Source organism: Nocardioides sp. Z43_10, assembly GCF_059766615.1.
Window position 1 is genome coordinate 82,013 of the sequence record NZ_JCBAJY010000002.1, and the last position, 19,129, is coordinate 101,141.

The 19,129-nt window shown below is 72.0% G+C and carries 15 protein-coding genes; 4 read left to right on the plus strand and 11 right to left on the minus strand.

Annotation, left to right across the window (positions count from 1 at the left end; translation table 11 throughout):
• Positions 1 to 86: 86 nt before the first annotated feature.
• The gene (locus AC6EI4_RS03680; protein ID WP_498423499.1) at positions 87 to 2,300 is read right to left on the minus strand and encodes an NADP-dependent isocitrate dehydrogenase; all 2,214 of its coding nucleotides are present in this window, start codon (positions 2,298 to 2,300) and stop codon (positions 87 to 89) included.
• A 258-nt stretch (positions 2,301 to 2,558) separates the two neighbouring features.
• On the opposite strand from AC6EI4_RS03680, the gene AC6EI4_RS03685 reads away from it, so the two are divergent.
• A complete protein-coding gene (locus AC6EI4_RS03685) occupies positions 2,559 to 3,779 on the plus strand; it encodes an MIP/aquaporin family protein (protein ID WP_498450612.1) in 1,221 nt (406 codons plus the stop codon).
• Between the two features lie 36 nt (positions 3,780 to 3,815).
• Here the strand turns inward: AC6EI4_RS03685 and AC6EI4_RS03690 are convergent, their stop codons facing one another.
• Entirely contained in the window at positions 3,816 to 4,532 is a 717-nt protein-coding gene (locus tag AC6EI4_RS03690; RefSeq protein WP_498450613.1) for a hypothetical protein, read from the minus strand.
• A 139-nt stretch (positions 4,533 to 4,671) separates the two neighbouring features.
• On the opposite strand from AC6EI4_RS03690, the gene AC6EI4_RS03695 reads away from it, so the two are divergent.
• Positions 4,672 to 5,661 carry a malate dehydrogenase gene (locus tag AC6EI4_RS03695; RefSeq protein ID WP_498423504.1) on the plus strand — a complete coding sequence of 330 codons (990 nt, stop codon included), beginning with the start codon at positions 4,672 to 4,674 and terminating at the stop codon, positions 5,659 to 5,661.
• Between the two features lie 63 nt (positions 5,662 to 5,724).
• Here the strand turns inward: AC6EI4_RS03695 and AC6EI4_RS03700 are convergent, their stop codons facing one another.
• The 5 genes from AC6EI4_RS03700 to AC6EI4_RS03720 form a co-directional block, all read right to left on the minus strand.
• Positions 5,725 to 6,150 (minus strand): DUF3017 domain-containing protein, encoded by a 426-nt coding sequence (locus AC6EI4_RS03700; protein WP_498450614.1) that lies wholly within the window; start codon positions 6,148 to 6,150, stop codon positions 5,725 to 5,727.
• The gene (locus tag AC6EI4_RS03705) at positions 6,147 to 7,004 is read right to left on the minus strand and encodes a bifunctional methylenetetrahydrofolate dehydrogenase/methenyltetrahydrofolate cyclohydrolase (protein WP_498450615.1); all 858 of its coding nucleotides are present in this window, start codon (positions 7,002 to 7,004) and stop codon (positions 6,147 to 6,149) included. Before AC6EI4_RS03705 ends, AC6EI4_RS03700 begins: the two co-directional genes overlap by 4 nt.
• Before the next feature lie 47 nt (positions 7,005 to 7,051).
• Entirely contained in the window at positions 7,052 to 8,668 is a 1,617-nt protein-coding gene (gene purH, locus AC6EI4_RS03710) for a bifunctional phosphoribosylaminoimidazolecarboxamide formyltransferase/IMP cyclohydrolase (protein WP_498450616.1), read from the minus strand.
• Positions 8,661 to 9,287 carry a phosphoribosylglycinamide formyltransferase gene (gene purN, locus AC6EI4_RS03715; RefSeq protein WP_498423509.1) on the minus strand — a complete coding sequence of 209 codons (627 nt, stop codon included), beginning with the start codon at positions 9,285 to 9,287 and terminating at the stop codon, positions 8,661 to 8,663. Before purN ends, purH begins: the two co-directional genes overlap by 8 nt.
• 64 nt (positions 9,288 to 9,351) lie before the next feature.
• A complete protein-coding gene (locus AC6EI4_RS03720) occupies positions 9,352 to 10,590 on the minus strand; it encodes a cell division protein PerM (RefSeq protein ID WP_498450617.1) in 1,239 nt (412 codons plus the stop codon).
• 125 nt (positions 10,591 to 10,715) lie between these two features.
• Between AC6EI4_RS03720 and AC6EI4_RS03725 the strand changes: the two genes are divergently transcribed.
• Entirely contained in the window at positions 10,716 to 12,569 is a 1,854-nt protein-coding gene (locus tag AC6EI4_RS03725) for a sigma factor-like helix-turn-helix DNA-binding protein (RefSeq protein WP_498450618.1), read from the plus strand.
• Positions 12,570 to 12,843: 274 nt separating this feature from the next.
• Here AC6EI4_RS03725 and sucD read toward each other — a convergent pair whose 3' ends face one another.
• The 3 genes from sucD to AC6EI4_RS03740 form a co-directional block, all read right to left on the minus strand.
• Positions 12,844 to 13,740, minus strand: a complete 897-nt coding sequence (sucD, locus tag AC6EI4_RS03730) for a succinate--CoA ligase subunit alpha (RefSeq protein WP_498423515.1) — start codon at positions 13,738 to 13,740, stop codon at positions 12,844 to 12,846.
• A 10-nt stretch (positions 13,741 to 13,750) separates the two neighbouring features.
• Positions 13,751 to 14,911: an ADP-forming succinate--CoA ligase subunit beta gene (gene sucC, locus AC6EI4_RS03735; protein WP_498450619.1), complete on the minus strand. Its 1,161-nt coding sequence runs from the start codon at positions 14,909 to 14,911 to the stop codon at positions 13,751 to 13,753.
• A 181-nt stretch (positions 14,912 to 15,092) separates the two neighbouring features.
• Positions 15,093 to 15,482, minus strand: coding sequence for a cobalamin B12-binding domain-containing protein (locus tag AC6EI4_RS03740; RefSeq protein WP_498424813.1), 390 nt, complete (start codon positions 15,480 to 15,482; stop codon positions 15,093 to 15,095).
• Between the two features lie 346 nt (positions 15,483 to 15,828).
• Here AC6EI4_RS03740 and AC6EI4_RS03745 point away from each other — a divergent pair, with 346 nt between their 5' ends.
• Positions 15,829 to 16,554, plus strand: a complete 726-nt coding sequence (locus tag AC6EI4_RS03745; protein WP_498424815.1) for a M23 family metallopeptidase — start codon at positions 15,829 to 15,831, stop codon at positions 16,552 to 16,554.
• A gap of 85 nt (positions 16,555 to 16,639) precedes the next feature.
• Here AC6EI4_RS03745 and pcrA read toward each other — a convergent pair whose 3' ends face one another.
• Complete coding sequence (gene pcrA / locus AC6EI4_RS03750) at positions 16,640 to 19,126, minus strand: DNA helicase PcrA (RefSeq protein ID WP_498450620.1); 2,487 nt, start codon at positions 19,124 to 19,126, stop codon at positions 16,640 to 16,642.
• Positions 19,127 to 19,129: the final 3 nt, after the last annotated feature.

Here is a 19,129-nt window from a genome sequence, read left to right on the forward strand (position 1 = left end):
CGCCGGCAGATGACGAACGCCCCCGCCCCGTGACCCCGGCAGGGGTCTCGGGACGGGGGCGTCGGATCAGCCGGTGCCGGGCCGGGTCAGGCCAGCTGGGCGAGCGCCGCGTTCAGCGTCGCCGAGGGCCGCATGACGGCGGCGGCCTTCTCCGGGTCGGGCTGGTAGTAGCCGCCGATGTCGGCCGGCGAGCCCTGGACGGCGAGCAGCTCCTCGTTGATCTTCTCCTCCTGCTCGCCGAGGGTCTCGGCGAGCTTGGCGAAGGCGGCCGCGAGCTCGGCGTCGTCGCTCTGGGCGGCGAGCTCGCGCGCCCAGTACAGCGCGAGGTAGAAGTGGCTGCCGCGGTTGTCGATCTGGCCCGCCTTGCGGCTGGGCGACTTGTTCTCGCTCAGGAACGTCGCCGTCGCCCGGTCGAGGGTGTCGGCCAGGATCTGCGCCCGGGCGTTGTCCGAGGTCTGCGCCAGGTGCTCGAAGCTGACCGCCAGCGCGAGGAACTCGCCCAGGCTGTCCCAGCGCAGGTGGTTCTCCTTGACCAGCTGCTGGACGTGCTTGGGGGCCGAGCCGCCGGCGCCGGTCTCGAACAGGCCGCCGCCGTTGATCAGCGGGACCACCGACAGCATCTTGGCGCTGGTGCCGAGCTCGAGGATCGGGAACAGGTCGGTGAGGTAGTCGCGCAGCACGTTGCCGGTCACCGAGATGGTGTCCTCGCCGCGGCGGATCCGCTCCAGGGAGAACTTCGTCGCCTCGACCGGGGACATGATCTCGATCTGCAGCCCGTCCAGGTCGTGCTCGGGCAGGTACTGCTTCACCTTCGCGATCAGGTTGCGGTCGTGGGCGCGGGTGTCGTCGAGCCAGAACACCGCCGGGGAGCCGGTGGCGCGGGCACGGGTGACAGCCAGCTTGACCCAGTCGCGGATCGGGACGTCCTTGGTCTGGCATGCGCGCCAGATGTCGCCGGGGGCGACCTGCTGCTCGAGCAGCACCGCGCCCGAGCCGTCGAGGACCTGGACGGTGCCGGCGGCCGGGATCTCGAAGGTCTTGTCATGGCTGCCGTACTCCTCCGCGGCCTGGGCCATCAGCCCGACGTTGGGGACCGAGCCCATCGTGGTCGGGTCGAAGGCCCCGTTGGCCCGGCAGTCGTCGATGACGACCTGGTAGACGCCGGCGTAGCTGCTGTCCGGGATCACCGCGAGGGTGTCGGCCTCGTTGCCGTCGGGGCCCCACATGTGGCCGGACGTGCGGATCATCGCGGGCATCGAGGCGTCCACGATCACGTCGCTGGGCACGTGCAGGTTGGTGATGCCCTTGTCGGAGTCGACCATGGCCAGCTTCGGGCCCTGGGCGAGGTCGCGGTCGACGGCGCTCTTGATGGCGTCGGCCTCCGGCAGCTTCGCGGCGGCGTTGAGCAGGGCTCCGAGGCCGTTGCTGGAGCTGACCCCGGCGGCCGCGAGCTGCTCGCCGTACTCGGCGAAGAGCTGGGGGAAGAAGGTCTCCACGACGTGGCCGAAGATGAGCGGGTCGGAGACCTTCATCATGGTGGCCTTGAGGTGCACCGAGAAGAGGACGTCCTCGTCCTTGGCGCGGGCGATCTGGGCGGCGAGGAACTCGCGCAGCGCCGCCACCCGCATCACGGTGGCGTCGATGACCTCACCGGCCAGCACCGGGGTCGACTCCTTGAGCACGGTGGTGGTGCCGTCCTCGCCGACCAGCTGGATCTTGAGGGTGTCGTCGGACTCGATCACCACGGACTGCTCGTTGTGGCGGAAGTCGTCGCCCGACATGGTGGCGACGTTCGTCTTGGAGTCGGCCGACCAGGCACCCATCGAGTGGGGGTGGCTGCGGGCGTACTGCTTGACCGAGGCGGGCGCGCGGCGGTCGGAGTTGCCCTCGCGCAGGACCGGGTTGACCGCGGAGCCCTTGATCTTGTCGTAGCGGGCACGCGCCTCCTTCTCCTCGTCGGTGGACGGGGAGTCGGGGTAGTCGGGCAGGTCGTAGCCCTTCTCCTGCAGCTCGGCGATGGCCGCCTTGAGCTGCGGAATCGAGGCGCTGATGTTGGGCAGCTTGATGATGTTGGCCTCAGGCTGCTTGGCCAGGGCGCCCAGCTCGGCGAGGGCGTCGCTGATGCGCTGCTCCTCGGTGAGGCGCTCGGGGAAGCTGGCGATGATGCGCCCGGCCAGCGAGATGTCCCGGGTCTCGACCTCCACGCCGGCGGTCGAGGCGTAGGCCTCGACGATCGGCAGGAAGGAGTAGGTGGCCAGCTGCGGCGCCTCGTCGGTGAGCGTGTAGATGATCTTGGCCATGGGTGCGGCGACTCCTGGAATCGGGGACGCCTCGCCTTGGGGTGCGAGGCGGAGCGTCGGTGCGTGCCTGCAATTTCGCTTGACGTCAAGATACCTGACGTGGCTTCACCGGCCAGCCTCGCATCCGCCACTCGCCGCGGCAACGTGAGGCGGGGGCGCGCCGGCGAGGGGGTTTCGCCTGCCCCGGGCCAGGGAAGGCGTGGGCAGCACGCGTGCGGTGACGCTCGCGCCCGAAAACCTGAAGGGGTACTGGAAGACATGTCAGATACAGCATCGGCCACGGTGGACACCCCCACCGTGCTGCAGAAGGTCGCGGCGGAGGCATTGGGCACGTTCGTGTTCGTGCTGCTCGGCTGCGGCGCCTTCGCCATCGCCGGCCTCGGGGACTCGATCAGCGGGATCACCTCGGTCGCGCTCACCTTCGGCTTCGTCTACGCCGCCCTGATCTACGCCTTCGGCCGGATCTCCGGCGGCCACTTCAACCCCGCCGTGACGCTCGGCGCGGCGCTGGGAGGACGCCTCCCCTGGCGCGAGGCAGGCATCTACATCGGCGCCCAGATCGCCGGCGCGATCCTCGGTGCGCTCACGCTCTTCATCCTGCTCCAGGGCTTCGAGGGCTTCGAGGCCGAGGGCGCGATGGGTCAGAACTACTTCGGTGACGACTTCAGCGGCTACGCGTGGTGGGCGGCGTTCCTGCTCGAGATGCTGCTGACCGCGCTGCTGGTCTACGTCGTGCTCGCGGTCAGCGACGTCCGCAACGACCACCCCGCGCTGGCCCCCCTGGCCATCGGCCTCACCCTGGTCGCGCTGTACATGTTCGCGCTGCCGGCGACCGGCGGCTCGTTCAACCCCGCCCGCTCGATCGGTCCCGCCCTGTTCGCCGGTGGAGACTCCATCGTCCAGCTGTGGCTCTTCATCCTCGCGCCCCTGCTCGGCGGCGCGATCGCCGGCTTCACCTACCCGCTGCTCTTCGGCCGCGACCGCGAGCCGGTCGCCGGGTCGGGGCTGAACTTCGCCCGCTCCCCCAAGGCCGCGACGCCGGGCTACGGGGCGCCGGACGCCTACCAGCAGCAGTGGAACCAGAACGAGCCCTACGCGCAGTACGGCGGCGCCGGCCAGGGCCAGCAGCAGGGCTACCCGCAGGGTGAGCAGCCGCAGCAGGGCTACCCGCAGCACTACCAGCAGCAGTCCTGGGAGCAGGCTCCCGAGCAGCAGGCCCCTGCCCAGCCGGGCACGTGGGAGCCCCAGGCCCAGCAGTGGCAGCCCGAGCAGCCCGCGCCGCAGGACTCGCAGGGTCAGCAGTGGGACCCCGCGGGCTACCCGCAGCCCGAGCAGCCGCAGCCGCAGCAGCCCCAGCAGTGGGAGCAGCAGTGGGACCGCCCCCCGGGCCAGCCCGCGCCGGGCGCTCAGCCGCCGGTGAACCCGGCCGGACCGGACGACGACGAGGGCCGCACCCAGATCCGCCCCTCGGGTCACTGACCCCCGGGCCGCGGCCCACTCCGGTGGCGTGACCCCTCAGGGACGCTCCACCGAGACCAGCTCCATCGTGCGTACGCCGCCGGTGACGTCCTGCTGTGCCAGCAGGCCCGTCCCGGCGGCGTACCACGCCGTGGAGGTCCCCGCCTCGTCGTCGCTGCGCGACTCGGTCTCCAGCAGGTCGCTGAACGCGCCCGCCGGCACGGTGCGCGCGGCGTCCAGGGCGACGACGCTCACCCGCACGTCGGCCACGCCCGGCACCAGAGACTCCCAGAAGCCGTCGCCGACCCGCGGCCGCGCGGGCATCAGCAGACCGGCCTGCGCGCCGGCCACCCCGGCCTGCCACGACCCGCTGCGCCCCATCAGCCACACGTTGCCGTCGACGTCCTGGGCCAGCCAGATCTCGCCCTGCTCGACGCGCGCTCCCCGCGGGCCCGTGAGCCTCGCCTCGACGATGGTCGCGTCGATCCCGGCGACCGTGCGGGTGCGACCGGGCACGGTCACCGTCAGCGTCCGCTCAGCCGATCCGGCGCTCGGGTCCTCGACCTCGTAGGTCCAGACCGCTCCCGGCTCCAGGGCGAGCCAGGGATTGTCCACCCCGGTGACGAAGTCCGCCGCGTGCGGGGACGGCGTGGGGATCTCCAGCCCGTCCACTCCCGCGGGCGGGCTGGCCTCGGGCGACGACCCGCACCCGGCCAGCACGGTGGAGGTCAGCCCCAGCACGGCGACCAGGGCCAGGGCGGGCAGGCGATGCATCCGGTCAGCATGTCAGCCTGCGGGGCGGCGACCGCGCGGCGGTCCGCGGCGCGTACCCGCTCTCGTGACTTCGCGTAACCGCTGCTAGCGTCGGATCGGAGATCCATACCCCAAGAATTTTCTTCTGCTAGGAGTCCTCGTGAGCCCTACTCCCCTCAAGGTCGCCGTCACCGGCGCCGCCGGCCAGATCGGCTACAGCCTGCTGTTCCGCCTCGCGAGCGGTGCGCTGCTGGGCCCCGACCGGCCGATCGAGCTGCGCCTGCTGGAGATCACTCCCGCTCTGAAGGCGCTCGAGGGCGTGGTCATGGAGCTCGACGACTGTGCGTTCCCGACCCTGGCCGGTGTCGAGATCGGTGACGACGCCGAGAAGATCTTCGACGGCGTCAACCTCGCGCTGCTGGTCGGCGCCCGCCCGCGTGGCCCCGGCATGGAGCGCGGCGACCTGCTCTCGGCCAACGGCGCCATCTTCACCGCCCAGGGCAAGGCCCTCAACAAGGTGGCCGCGGACGACGTGCGCATCGGTGTGACCGGCAACCCGGCCAACACCAACGCGCTGATCGCGATGACCAACGCGCCCGACATCCCCAACGAGCGGTTCTCGGCGCTAACCCGCCTCGACCACAACCGGGCGATCTCGCAGCTGGCCGCGAAGACCGGCGCCTCGGTCACCGACATCCACAAGATGACGATCTGGGGCAACCACTCGGCCACCCAGTACCCCGACCTCTTCCACGCCGAGATCGGCGGCCGCAACGCCGCCGAGGTCGTCGGCGACCAGGCCTGGATCGAGAACGACTTCATCCCGACCGTCGCCAAGCGCGGCGCCGCCATCATCGAGGCCCGCGGCTCGTCCTCGGCCGCCTCGGCGGCCTCGGCCACCATCGACGCGGCCCGCGACTGGCTGACCAGCAGCGCCGAGAACGACTGGGTCTCGATGGCGGTCGTCTCCGACGGCTCCTACGGCGTCCCCGAGGGCCTGATCTCCTCGTTCCCCGTCACCACCAACAACGGTGACTGGGAGATCGTCCAGGGCCTGGAGATCGACGACTTCTCCCGCGCCCGCATCGACGCGTCGACCGCCGAGCTGGCCGACGAGCGCAACGCGGTGACCGAGCTCGGCCTGATCTGAGGCACTCCCCCGGCAACACCACGACGCCCCCGTCCTCGGACGGGGGCGTCGTCGCGTCCGGGCTCAGACCGGCTGGTCGGGGATCGTCAGGGCCAGGAAGATCAGCAGCCCGCCCACCACGGCCAGCATGGTCACGTCCACGAGGCGGTTGCGCACCGCGAGCATCCCCGCGTCCCGCCCGCGCAGCACCGAGCGCACCAGCGCCGCGAAGATCAGCGCGCCGCCCACCCAGCAGACCCCGTCGCGCCACGAGCCCAGGCTGACGATGCCCAGACCGATCAGGGTGGCCGCGAGCACCACCAGGTAGAGCATCCCGCCGAGCGTCCGGGGGTAGCGTCGCGGCTCCTCGGGCTCCTCGGGCTCCTCGGGCTGCGCGGGCTCCTCAGCCGGCTGCTCCGGGGGTCCCTCGGGGCGCTCCTGGTCGCCGCGGGTGCCGTCGTCGCCCTCCTGGGGCTCCTCGGGCGGGCGACCCAGCGGCTCGGAGGTCACGAGCCGCTCGCGGCGCTCTCGGCGATGGAGACGATGTTGGACAGCAGCATCGCCCGGGTCATCGGGCCGACGCCACCGGGGTTCGGCGAGACCCACCCCGCAACGTCCCACACGTCCGGGGCCACGTCGCCGGCGAGCTTGCCGTCGACGCGCGAGACCCCGACGTCCAGCACCGCGGCACCGGCCTTGACCATGTCGCCGGTGATGATCCCGGGGACGCCGGCCGCGGCCACCACGATGTCGGCTCGGCGCACGTGCGCGGCCAGGTCACGGGTTCCGGTGTGGCACAGGGTGACGGTGGCGTTCTCGCTACGGCGGGTCAGCAGCAGCCCCAGCGGACGGCCGACCGTCACGCCGCGGCCCACCACGACCACCTCGGCGCCCGCGATCTCCACCCCGTGGCGGCGCAGCAGCTCGACGATGCCGAACGGCGTGCACGGCAGCGGGGCGTCGTGGCCGAGGACCAGCCAGCCCAGGTTCGTCGGGTGCAGCCCGTCGGCGTCCTTGGCCGGGTCGATCAGGCCGAGCACCCGGTTCTCGTCGCGGCCCTTCGGCAGCGGCAGCTGGACGATGTAGCCGGTGCAGGAGGGGTCGTCGTTGAGGCTGCGCACCGCCTCCTCGATCTCCTCCTGCGACGCCGTGGCCGGCAGGTCCACCCGGATCGACTCGATGCCGACCTCGGCGCAATCCTTGTGCTTGCCGTTGACGTACCACCGCGATCCCGGGTCGTCACCCACCAGGATCGTGCCCAGCCCCGGGACCACACCCTGCTCGCGCAGCGCCGCCACCCGAACGCCCAACTCGTCCTTGATGGCCTTCGCGGTGGCGGTTCCGTCGAGCTTCTGTGCGGTCACGGGTGGTTCTCCTCGGGGTGCGGTCGGCCGGTCCGGGACGGGCGGGTTCAGTGCGCGAAGTGGCGGGTGCCGGTGAAGTACATCGTGACGCCGGCGCTCGCCGCGGCGGCGATCACCTCCTGGTCGCGGATCGACCCACCGGGCGCCACCACCGCCTTGACCCCCGCGTCGAGCAGGATCTGCAGGCCGTCGGCGAACGGGAAGAAGGCATCCGAGGCGGCGACCGCGCCACGGGCGCGCTCCTCGCCGGCCCGCGCGACCGCGAGCTGGCAGGAGTCCACCCGGTTGACCTGGCCCATGCCCACGCCGACCGAGGCGCCGCCGCGCGCGAGCAGGATCGCGTTCGACTTCACCGCCCGGATCGCGCGCCAGGCGAACTGCAGGTCGGCCAGGGTCGCGTCGTCGGCGGCGTCACCGGCCACCAGGCGCCAGCGCGAGGCGTCGTCGCCAGTGGGGTTGCCGTCCTGGTCGGTCCCCTCGGCGTCGATCGCGTCGCGGCTCTGCACGAGCATCCCCCCGGAGATCGGACGGGTCTCGATGCCGCCGAGCGCCGGCGGGTCGGCGACCAGCAGCCGCAGGTTCTTCTTGGCGGTGAGGATGTCGAGGGCCGCGGAGTCGAAGCCGGGCGCCACCACGACCTCGGTGAAGATGTCCTTCACCGTCTCGGCCATCTCGGCGGTGACGTTGCGGTTGGCGGCGATGATGCCGCCGTAGGCCGAGACCGGGTCGCAGGCGTGCGCCTTGCGGTGTGCCTCGGCGATCCCCTCGGCCTCACCGGCCACCGCGATCCCGCACGGGTTGGCGTGCTTGATGATCGCGACCGTCGGCTGGTCACCGTGGTCGTACGCCGCGCGCCAGGCCGCGTCCGCGTCCACGTAGTTGTTGTACGACATCTCCTTGCCGTGCAGCTGGCGGCCCTGGGCCAGCCCGGGCCAGCGCTGGAAGCCGTTGGTGTAGAGGGCGGCGCTCTGGTGCGGGTTCTCGCCGTAGCGCAGCGGGCTGGCCAGCGTCCAGGTCGCGCTCATCCACTCGGGGAAGCCGGTGCCCCCGGAGCTGTCGGTGAGCACGTTGTTCATCCAGCTCGCCACCGCCACGTCGTACGTCGCGGTGTGGACGAAGGCCTCGGCGGCCAGCTCGCGTCGCTGCGCCAGCGTGAAGCCGCCGGCGGCGACGGCGCGCAGCACGTCGTCGTAGCGCTCCGGCGAGGTCACGATCGCCACCGACGGGTGGTTCTTCGCCGCCGCGCGCACCATCGACGGACCACCGATGTCGATCTGCTCCACGCACTCGTCGGGAGAGGCCCCCGAGGTGACGGTCTGGGTGAACGGGTAGAGGTTGGAGACCACCAGGTCGAAGGGCTCGATGCCGAGGTCGGCGAGCTGCTGGACGTGGGAGTCCAGGCGCCGGTCGGCCAGGATGCCCGCGTGCACCCTCGGGTGCAGGGTCTTCACCCGCCCGTCGAGGCACTCGGGGAACCCGGTCAGGTCCTCGACCTTGGTGACGGGGATGCCGAGGCTCTTGATCAGCGCCGCCGAGCCGCCGGTCGAGACCAGCGTCACCCCGGCCGCGTGGAGCCCGCGCGCCAGCTCCTCCAGGCCGTCCTTGTCGTAGACGGACACCAGGGCCCGGCGGATCTCGATGCGTGCTTCCTGCTGCTCAGTCACGGCCGAACCGGACCTTCCTGTCGGAGATGGAGAAGCCTTCGCGGGCCATCCGGCCCACGTTGTCGACGAGCATCCGGCGCTCGGCGACCTTGATCCGCTCGTGGAGCGAGGCGACGTCGTCGTCATCCTCCACCGGCACCACGCACTGGGCGACGATGGGTCCGGTGTCGACCCCGGCGTCGACCACGAACAGGGTCGCACCGGTGACCTTGACGCCGTACGCCAGCGCGTCGGCGGGCCCCTGGGTGCCGGGGAACGAGGGGCACAGCGCGGGATGGGTGTTGACCACCCGGTGCTCGAAGCGGGCGAGGAACTCCGGGCCGACCAGCTTCATGAAGCCGGCCAGAACGACCAGGTCGGGCTCGAAGCCGGCGACGGTGTCGGCCAGCGCGTGGTCCCAGCGGTCACGACCGGTGAACTGCCGCACGCTCTTGACGAAGGTCGGCACCCCGGCCCGGTCGGCCCGGGCCAGCCCCTCGATGCCGTCGCGGTCGGCGCCCACGGCCACCACCCGGGCGCCGAAGGCGGGGTCGGCGGCCGCGTCGAGCAGCGCCTGCAGGTTGGTGCCCGAACCGGAGACGAGCACCACGAGTCGCGCGGGACGGGGGCGGGAGGACACGGGCGCAGTCTAGCGACGGCAGGGCTCCGCGTTCGCCCCGTGCCCGGCGGTGGTCAGGGGCGCGCTACGCGCCGACGGCGCGCCGCTGCCACCAGGTGATGGCCAGGCCCCCGACCAGGCCGCCGAGCCCGAACGCCGGGACCGCGTGGACGAGGGTGTCCATGGCCAGCGGCCCCACCTCGCTCATCCGGCCGGGACCGACCGCCCCGCCGGCGAGTCCGGACAGCGCTCCGACGCACACGCCCGCCAGAACACCGCCGGCACCGCCGCGCAGCGCGCCCTGGTCCCAGCGCAGCGTGGGGTGGCGGCGCTGGTTGCGGACCACCGCCAGCGCCGCGATCAGGGCGGGCAGCGCCACCAGGGAGGCGACCAGAGCGCTGGTCTCGCCGTCGTCGGGGAGCGCGGCCAGCAGGGGGAACAGGGGCAGCGGCCCCAGCACCACCAGCCCAGGCGAGACCAGGGTCTGGGCGCCGACGAGGAAGCCGGGCCCGAGCAGGTAAGAGCCCGCGAACAGGGTCGCGTTGGGGAGCAGCAGCGCGCCTGCGGCGGTGATGGTGGCGGTGTCGCCGGCGTCGGCGTGCAGCCGCTCGTAGACGTTGGCCGCCTCGCCGAGGTCGAGCAGGAGGGCGCCGAGGAGGAGGAGGAACGACACGGCCAGGAAGGTCCGCACGATCCGGGCACAGGCGGCGAGGGTCACCGCTACCGTCTCCGGGAGGTGGCCGGCCCAGATGGCGGCGCGTCCGGAGCCCGCCGCGATCCCCGGCGCTCCGAGCAGCAGGGTCAGCACCAGCGACCAGCCGAGGGCGCGTCCCGAGGAGAGCCCCACGTCGTCGCCCGCCGCCAGCGTCGCGGTCACCGCGACCACGACCGCGTAGCCCGCCGCGAACAGCACCGAGGTCAGCGCGACGGTCCAGTCCCGCTCCCCGTCGGCGATCCGTGCTGCGTCCGGCCCGTGCCCCGAGACCGCCTCCCCCGCGCGATGTCCCAGGCGCCAGGTCGCCCACGCGGCCAGCGCGGTGATCGCCAGGGGCAGCACCGTGATCGCGACGCCCTGGACGACCAGCCCCGAGCCGTGACCGGCCAGCCACCCCAGGGCCCCCACGCGCAGACCGCCGCGGGGGGTGCCGTGGGCTCCGGCGTCGGTGAGGAACCAGCCGACCACCCCGAGGGCGAGGCACACCACCAAGGTGGAGACAGCGGCGAGCGCGCCCGCGCAGACGGCGATCAGAGCGAGCGGACGGTGCCGGCCCGAGTCGCGGGGACGACTCGACGGACGACTGGGCGGCGACAGCAACGAGGTCATGACCGGGCAATCATCACCCGCCTCCAGGGCCCGCGCGGGCTCCCACGCCGAGCGGGCTTCCCGCCCGAGCGCCGCCGGACGGAGGTTCGCCCCGCCGGGGCGCTCTCACGTACGGTGGACAGGTCATGAGGCCCCCCGACGACTTCGACGCGTTCTACACCGACGCCCGGGAACGGCTGCTGCTGCAGACCTACTCCCTGACCGGCGACCTGCCGGCCTCGCGCGCAGCGGTGCGCGAAGCGTTCGTCGGGGCCTGGCAGAACTGGCGCAAGGTGTCGCGGCTGGAGGACCCGGAGGCCTGGGCCAGGCCTCAGGCCTGGGCCCACGCGCAGCGCCGGCACGCCACCCGCCCCCTGCACCGCGACAAGACCCTCGACGAGGACGGCCGCGCCACTCTGGAGGCGCTGAGCAAGCTCTCCCAGCAGCAGCGCCGCATCCTGCTCCTCGACCAGCTCGTCGGCCTCCCCCACGAGCAGATCGCGCGCGAGGCCGGCGTGCGGCCGGAGGTGGTCGAGCGCGACCTCCGCGCCGCGCAGATCAAGGTGGCCGACCGGCGCGAGATCCTGGCCAGTGAGGTCGCGACGCTGTTCGCTGCGCTGGAGCACGCGGTGCGCGACGAGCAGTGGCCGCCGGCCGCGGACCTGCGCCGCTCCGGCGCCACGCGACGCCGTACCCGCACCGCCGTCGGCGTGGCCGTCGTCGGCGTGGCCCTGGTCGTCAGCGGCGCCCTGGTGACCCAGCGCGACGGCGTCCGCCCGTCCCTGGCCGACGAGCGCCTCACCGGCACCGAGGGGCCCAGCGCCGACACCGCGGCCCCGGGGACCTACGTGGACGCCGACCGGCTGCTCAGCGCCGAGCAGGTGGCCCGTGTCGACCCCCGCCGGACCTGGCGCGAGCCCCGCACCGACGACAACACCAGCGGCGACGGCCTGGTGCTGCCCTGCCAGCAGCAGCGCTTCGCCGACCCCGACGGCACCGCGGCCCTCTTCCGGACCTTCCCCAGCCGGGGACCCGCGAACGGTCCGCGGATGACGGTCACCCAGGCCACCGAGCTCTCCGGCGACGCGGCCAGCGCGGAGCAGGCCTTCCAGACGACCCTCGGCTGGTTCGGCGGCTGCCTCGACGAGCGCGCCCAGGTCCTGGACACCTACTCCCTGCCCGGCGTGGGCGACGAGTCCACCATGGTGGTGCTGCGCGACTGGGCGCGACCGGTCTCCACGATCACCGTCGCCGTGGCACGCACCGGGCGGTTCACCACGGCTGTGGTCCGGCAGGTCGCCGACGCCCGCGCCGCCGACGTGACCCCGGTCGCCTCCCTGGTCGCGGCGGCGGTCAACGCGATGTGCGGCACCCCCGGCACCGGTGCCTGCGCCGCCCCGCCCCAGCCCCGCCGGGTCGCGCCGCTGCCGACCGGCGAGGCCCGCGGGATGCTCCACGAGGTCGACCTCCCGCCGCTGCCCGGCGTCGCGAAGCCCTGGGTGGGCACCGACGCCGAGCGCGCCACCCTCAACGTCGCCTCGACCCGCTGCGACGAGACCGACTTCAGCAAGGCGCCGGTGCGCCGCGGCACGACGCGCAGCTTCCTGGTGCCCGAGGCACGCCTGGCCGACGAGTTCGGCCTCACCGAGACGGTGGGCGTGCTCCCCTCGCCCCAGGCCGCGCGCGCCTTCGTGGCCAAGGTCCGCAACAAGATGCGCACCTGCGACGACAAGGACCTGGCCTCCGAGGTGACCCAGGTCTACCAGCGGGTCGGCAAGCAGCGCGAGACCACCGTGTGGCGGGTCGCGACCGAGGTCTCCGACCGCCGTACGGTCGAGTTCCTGATGGCGATCGTGCGCGAGGGCGCCACCGTCGCCCAGGTCGGCTTCGTTCCCAGCGGCAAGGTCACCGTCTCACCGCAGGACTTCACCGCCCTGGCCGAGCGCGCCCGCGAGCGCCTGCCGGAGTTCACCGCCGGTGGTGGCGGGGCGGCTAGCTGACGCGGGTCCCAGGGGCCTCGGCTTTCACACGTTAACTCGTGAAACCCGCGCTTCCCACACGTTGCAACACGTGGGAAGTGCGGGTTTCGTGTGGCCAGTACGGCGCCGGGCGGGCGCGGCGGCGCCTCGGTGGCCGGTACGGCGCGGCGCGGCGCGGCGGCGGGCACGCTCGGTGTTCAGCACCGCATCCGCGGGCCCGGGAAATGCACGACGCGGTGGCGGCGACGCAGAGATGCGTCGCGGCCACCGCGTCGGTTCAGACCGGTGAGGAGCCTCAGAGGCCCTGCAGGATCTCCCGCATCAGGGCGGCGGTCTCGGACGGCGTCTTGCCGACCTTGACCCCGGCGGCCTCGAGGGCCTCCTTCTTCGCCTGCGCGGTGCCCGAGGAGCCCGACACGATGGCGCCGGCGTGGCCCATGGTCTTGCCCTCCGGCGCGGTGAAGCCCGCGACGTAGCCGACGACCGGCTTGGTCACGTGCTCCTTGATGTACGCCGCGGCGCGCTCCTCGGCGTCTCCGCCGATCTCGCCGATCATCACGATCGCCTTCGTCTCCGGGTCGGCCTCGAACGCCGCGAGGGCGTCGATGTGGGTGGTGCCCACGATCGGGTCACCGCCGATGCCGATGGCCGTGGAGAAGCCGTGGTCGCGCAGCTCGAACATCATCTGGTAGGTCAGCGTGCCCGACTTCGAGACCAGGCCGACCGGGCCCTTGCCGGCGATCGTGGCGGGCGTGATGCCGGCCAGCGCCTCTCCGGGGGAGATGATGCCGGGGCAGTTCGGACCGATCATCCGGGTCTGCTTGCCGTCCAGGTAGGACCAGACCTCGGCCGTGTCCTGCACGGGCACGCCCTCGGTGATCACCACGAGCAGGCCGATGCCGGCGTCGATGGCCTCGATGCAGGCGTCCTTGGTGAACGCCGGCGGCACGAAGGCGACCGAGACGTCGGCGCCGGTCTCGGCCATCGCCTCCTTGACGGAGCCGAAGACGGGGAGCTTGACGCTCTCGCCGTCGGCGTTGACGTGGGTGACCGTGGTTCCGGCCTTGCGGGCGTTGACGCCACCGACGACCTGCGTCCCCGACTTGAGCATCAGCGCGGTGTGCTTGGTGCCCTCACCGCCGGTGATGCCCTGGACGATGACCTTGGAGTCCTTGTTGAGGTAGATAGACACAGTCAGTCCCTTACGCGTTCGCGAGCTCGGCGGCCTTGTCGGCCGCTCCGTCCATCGTGTCGACCAGCGTCACGAGCGGGTGGTTCTTCTCGTTGAGGATGCGACGACCCTCCTCGACGTTGTTGCCGTCGAGGCGGACGACGAGCGGCTTGGTGGCCTCGTCACCCAGGATGTCGAGGGCGCCGACGATGCCGTTCGCGACGGCGTCACACGAGGTGATGCCACCGAAGACGTTCACGAAGACGCTCTTGACCTGCTCGTCGTTGAGGATCACGTCGAGGCCGTCGGCCATCACCTGCGCCGAGGCGCCGCCACCGATGTCGAGGAAGTTGGCGGGCTTGACCCCACCGTGCGCCGCGCCGGCGTAGGCGACCACGTCGAGCGTCGACATGACCAGGCCCGCGCCGTTGCCGATGATGCCGACGGCACCATCGAGCTTGACGTAGTTCAGGCCCTTGGCCTTCGCCTTCGCCTCGAGCGGGTCGGCCGCGGCCTTGTCCTCGAACTCGGCGTGCTCGGGGTGACGGAACTCGGCGTTCTCGTCGAGCGAGACCTTGCCGTCGAGCGCCTCGAGCTTGTCGCCGGCCAGCCGCGCCAGCGGGTTGACCTCGACCAGCGTGGCGTCCTCCTCGACGAAGACCTTCCACAGGTTCAGGACCGTCTGCACGGCCTGCTCTGCGAGGACCTCGGGGAAGCCTGCCTCCGCGACGATGGCGCGCGCCTTCGCCTCGTCGACACCGGTGCCCGGGTCGATGGCGATCTGCTTGACGGCGTCGGGGTTGGTCTTCGCGACCTCCTCGATCTCGACACCACCCTCGACGCTGGCGATGCAGAGGTACTGGCGGTTCGCACGGTCGAGCAGGAAGGAGAAGTAGTACTCCTCCTCGATGCTCGCGGCCGGCGCGATCAGGACGCGGTTGACCCGCAGCCCCTTGATCTCCATGCCGATGATGTTGGTTGCGTGCTCGAACGCCTCGTCGGGCGTCTTGGCCAGCTTGACGCCGCCGGCCTTCCCTCGGCCACCGGCCTTGACCTGGGCCTTGACCACGCAGACACCGAGCTTCTCGGCGGCGGCGCGGGCCTCTTCGGGCGTGTTGGCGACGATGCCGGGAGCCCCCGGCACGTCATGCTTGGCGAAGAGCTCCTTCGCCTGGTACTCCATCAAGTCCACGATCCACCCAGTCCTTTTTTCACATCGACAGTCAGGGGATTCCTCCCGCACCCTAGACCTGACACGACGCTCTTGCCCACGCCGTCCCAGGCCCGTGCACCCTTCGTGACGCAGCCCACACTCGCGCTGCCGGGTCGCCTCCACAGCGACACCCGGTGCGCGGTACCCGACGGGGGACGTCCTAGGCGTCGGCGAACTGCTCGGCGACCCAGTGGGTGATCTCGGTGGTCGACGCTCCGGGGGTGAAGACCTTGGCCACGCCGAGGTCCTGCAGCACCGGGATGTCCTCCTCGGGGATGATCCCGCCACCGAAGACCACGATGTCACTGGCGTCGCGCTCGGCCAGCAGCTCGAGCAGTCGCTTGAACAGGGTCATGTGCGCCCCGGAGAGCACGGAGAGCCCGATCAGGTCGGCGTCCTCCTGCAGGGCCGTCTCCACGATCTGCTCAGGGGTCTGGTGCAGGCCGGTGTAGATGACCTCGTGACCGGCGTCGCGCAGCGCCCGAGCGACGATCTTGGCCCCGCGGTCGTGACCGTCCAGACCGGGCTTGCCGACGACGATGCGAATCATGGGGGCAGGCTAGCGGAGATCGTGAGTTCCCCCACAGCAATGTCCGGGAACCTCGCGGGATCAGGCGGAGAAACGGCCTCCGGTCTGGACTGAATCCACAGTTTCAGGAACTTCGATTAGAGCCGTCGATAACGATCCGTTACAGTTCGAAGCCGTCACAGATCCCCCACGTCGAGGTCGTACAACCATGGGCAATCACCGCGCAGAACGCAGCGCCACGCGCCGCAGTCCCTCGGTGACCCCTCAGAGCCTCTCCTCTGCTGTTGTACCCACTTCTACGGCAGGTAAGCGTCGGGCCGTCAAGCAGCCCTCGGCGCGCCGCCCCGTGTTCCGCGGCCTTCCCTCGATGCCGGTCCTGGTCGGTGTCGCCGCGATGGCCGTCTCGGCCGCCGGCGCGGTCACCGCAGCAGACGGGAACCTGCAGGACGCGAGCAGCGAGACCGGCAGGATCAGCGCCGCGAGTGCCCTGAGCGGGTCGAGCCAGGTCGGCACCGCGAACCTGCTGGAGGCCCGCCAGGCCGCCGTCAGCCGCGACTCGCGTCGCGACGCCCTCGAGGACGTCGCCGACGAGGAGCTGCTCAAGATGGCCGAGGCCCAGGCCCAGCAGCGCAACGCGGCCCTGGCGCAGTTCGCCAAGCAGGCCGAGAAGCAGGCCGCCAAGATCGCGCTCAACCAGTGGGTGATGCCGGTCGAGGGCTACCGCCTCACCAACCGCTTCGGCGCCGCACGCTCGTACTACTCCTCCGGCTACCACACCGGTCTGGACTTCGCGGCTCCCAGCGGCACCCCGATCAAGGCGGTGGCCAACGGTGTGATCACCGAGGTCGGCTACGACGGCGCCTACGGCAACAAGACCGTGCTCACCCTCGAGGACGGCACCGAGATCTGGTTCTGCCACCAGACGTCGTACACCGTCTCGGTCGGCGACACCGTCCGTGCCGGCGAGGTGATCGGCTCCGTCGGCAGCACCGGCAACAGCACCGGCCCCCACCTCCACCTCGAGATCCGCCCCGGCGCCGGCGACCCGGTGGACCCGTACGCGGCCCTCCAGGCGCACGGCATCGTTCCCTGACCCTGAGCCCCGACCGCTCAGCCGTCCCTCAGAGCCTCTCCCCCGCTCAGTCGCGCCTCGGCGGCGCGCGCCGGGCGCAGCCGCCTCAGAGCTTCTCGACAGGCGCGTAGCGCAGCAGCAGCCGCTTGACGCCCTCGGAGCCGAAGTCGACCGAGGCCACCGCCTTGTCGGCCACGCCCTCCACCGACACCACCGTGCCCATCCCGAAGGTGTCGTGCACGACCCGGTCGCCCGCGTCCAGGCTGGGGATCGGTCGGGCCTTCTTGGCGCGGGCCGCGGCATCCGCACGGACGGCCGCGGAGGAGAAGTTGCGCCGCCCGGCGGCCGTCGGGGTGCCGAGGCCGATCGAGGCCGGCGAGGAGCTACCCACGTCGGAGCGGGTCCAGCTGGTCTGCGCGGCCTCCAGCCGGCGCCAGTCGACGAGGTCCACCGGCATCTCGTCGAGGAACCGGGAGGCCGGGTTGTGCGACGGCGCCCCCCACGCGGAGCGGACCACGGCGCGGGTCAGGTACAGCCGCTCACGGGCCCGGGTGACCCCGACGTAGGCGAGGCGGCGCTCCTCCTCGAGCTCGGTGCGGTCGCCCAGCGAGCGCATGTGCGGGAAGACGCCGTCCTCGAGGCCGGTCAGGAACACGACGGGGAACTCCAGCCCCTTCGCGGTGTGCAGGGTCATCAGCGTGACCACCCCGGAGTCCTCCCCGTCGGCGTCGGGGATCTGGTCGCTGTCGGCGACCAGCGCGACCCGCTCGAGGAAGTCGCGCAGGGTCACCGCGACGGTCCCCTCCTCCACCTCGGCGGGGTCGGCGGAGGGTCCGGCGACCGGGTCGTCGGAGAACTCCCGGGCGACGGCGACGAGCTCGGCGAGGTTCTCCACCCGGGTGTCGTCCTGCGGGTCGTCGGAGGCCTCGAGCTCGGCGAGGTAGCCGGAGCGCTCGAGCACCGACTCCAGCACGACGTCGGCGCGCTCGCCCGCCTCCACCATCGACTGCAGCTCCTCGACCATGGCGACGAAGCCGCGGATCGCGTTCAGCGAGCGGGTGGCGATGCCCGGCGCCCGGTCGGCGCGGCGCAGCGCCTCCCAGTACGTCGTGCCCTCCTGCTCGGCGAGCACCTGGACGCAGGCCTCGGCGCGATCGCCGATGCCGCGCTTGGGGGTGTTCAGCACCCGGCGCAGGGAGATCTCGTCGGCCGGGTTGACCAGCATCCGCAGGTAGGCCAGCGCGTCGCGCACCTCCTTGCGCTCGTAGAAGCGCACCCCGCCGACGACCTTGTACGGCTGGCCGGTGCGGATGAAGACCTCCTCGAAGACCCGGCTCTGGGCGTTGGTGCGGTAGAACACCGCGACGTCCCCGGGGCGTACGCCGGCCTCGTCGGTCAGCTTGTCGATCTCCTCGGAGACGAAGCGGGCCTCGTCGTGCTCGTCGTCGGCGACGTAGCCGACGATGCGCTCGCCCTCCCCGGCGTCCGACCACAGCCGCTTGGCCTTGCGGCCCTGGTTGTGCCCGATCACCTGGTTGGCGGCGTTGAGGATGGTCTGGGTGGAGCGGTAGTTCTGCTCGAGCAGGATCGAGGTGGCGTTGGGGAAGTCCTGCTCGAAGTCGAGGATGTTGCGGATGTTGGCGCCGCGGAAGGCGTAGATCGACTGGTCGGCGTCGCCGACCACCATCAGCTCGCTGGGCGCGACGCGCTGCTCGGCGGACTCCGCCGGGAGGCCGGCGCCCGCCTCGACCGCGTGCGCGTCGCCCTCCGGGTCCTCGGCGCACAGCTGGTGGATGAGCGCGTACTGCGCGTGGTTGGTGTCCTGGTACTCGTCGACCAGCACGTGCCGGAAGCGCCGGCGGTAGACCTCGCGGACGTCGGGGTGCAGCTGGAAGAGCCGCACGGTCATCATGATCAGGTCGTCGAAGTCGAGCGCGTTGGCCTCACTCAGGCGGCGCTGGTACACCGCGTAGGCCTTGGCGTAGACCTCCTCGGTGGAGTTGGCGGCGTCCTTGGCCGCGTCGTCGGGGTCCTTGAGCTCGTTCTTGGCGTTGGAGACCCAGTTGAGGATCGAGCGCGGCTGGTAGGCCTTCACATCGAGATCGAGGTCCTTGCAGACCAGCGTCATCAGCCGCTTGGAGTCCGCGGCGTCGTAGATCGAGAAGCTCGACTTGTAGCCGAAGCGGTCGATCTCCTTGCGCAGGATGCGCACGCAGGCGGAGTGGAAGGTCGAGACCCACATGATCCGGGCCCGGCGCCCGACCAGCTCCTCGACCCGCTCCTTCATCTCGGCGGCCGCCTTGTTGGTGAAGGTGATCGCCAGGATCGAGCCGGGGTGCGCGTGGCGCTCGGAGATCAGCCAGGCGATCCGCCGCGTCAGCACCCGGGTCTTGCCCGAGCCCGCCCCGGCCACCACCAGCAGCGGCGCCCCGGCGTGCACCACCGCGGCGCGCTGCGGCTCGTTGAGACCCTCCAGCAGCTCCTCGCGCGAGGGTCCGCGCCGGGCGGGTCCGCTCGAGCCGGCTCCCGCCGGGGAGGTCGCTGAGGAGGGCTGGAGGTGCTCGAGGCCGGGGATAGCGAAAGGGGTGCTCATCTC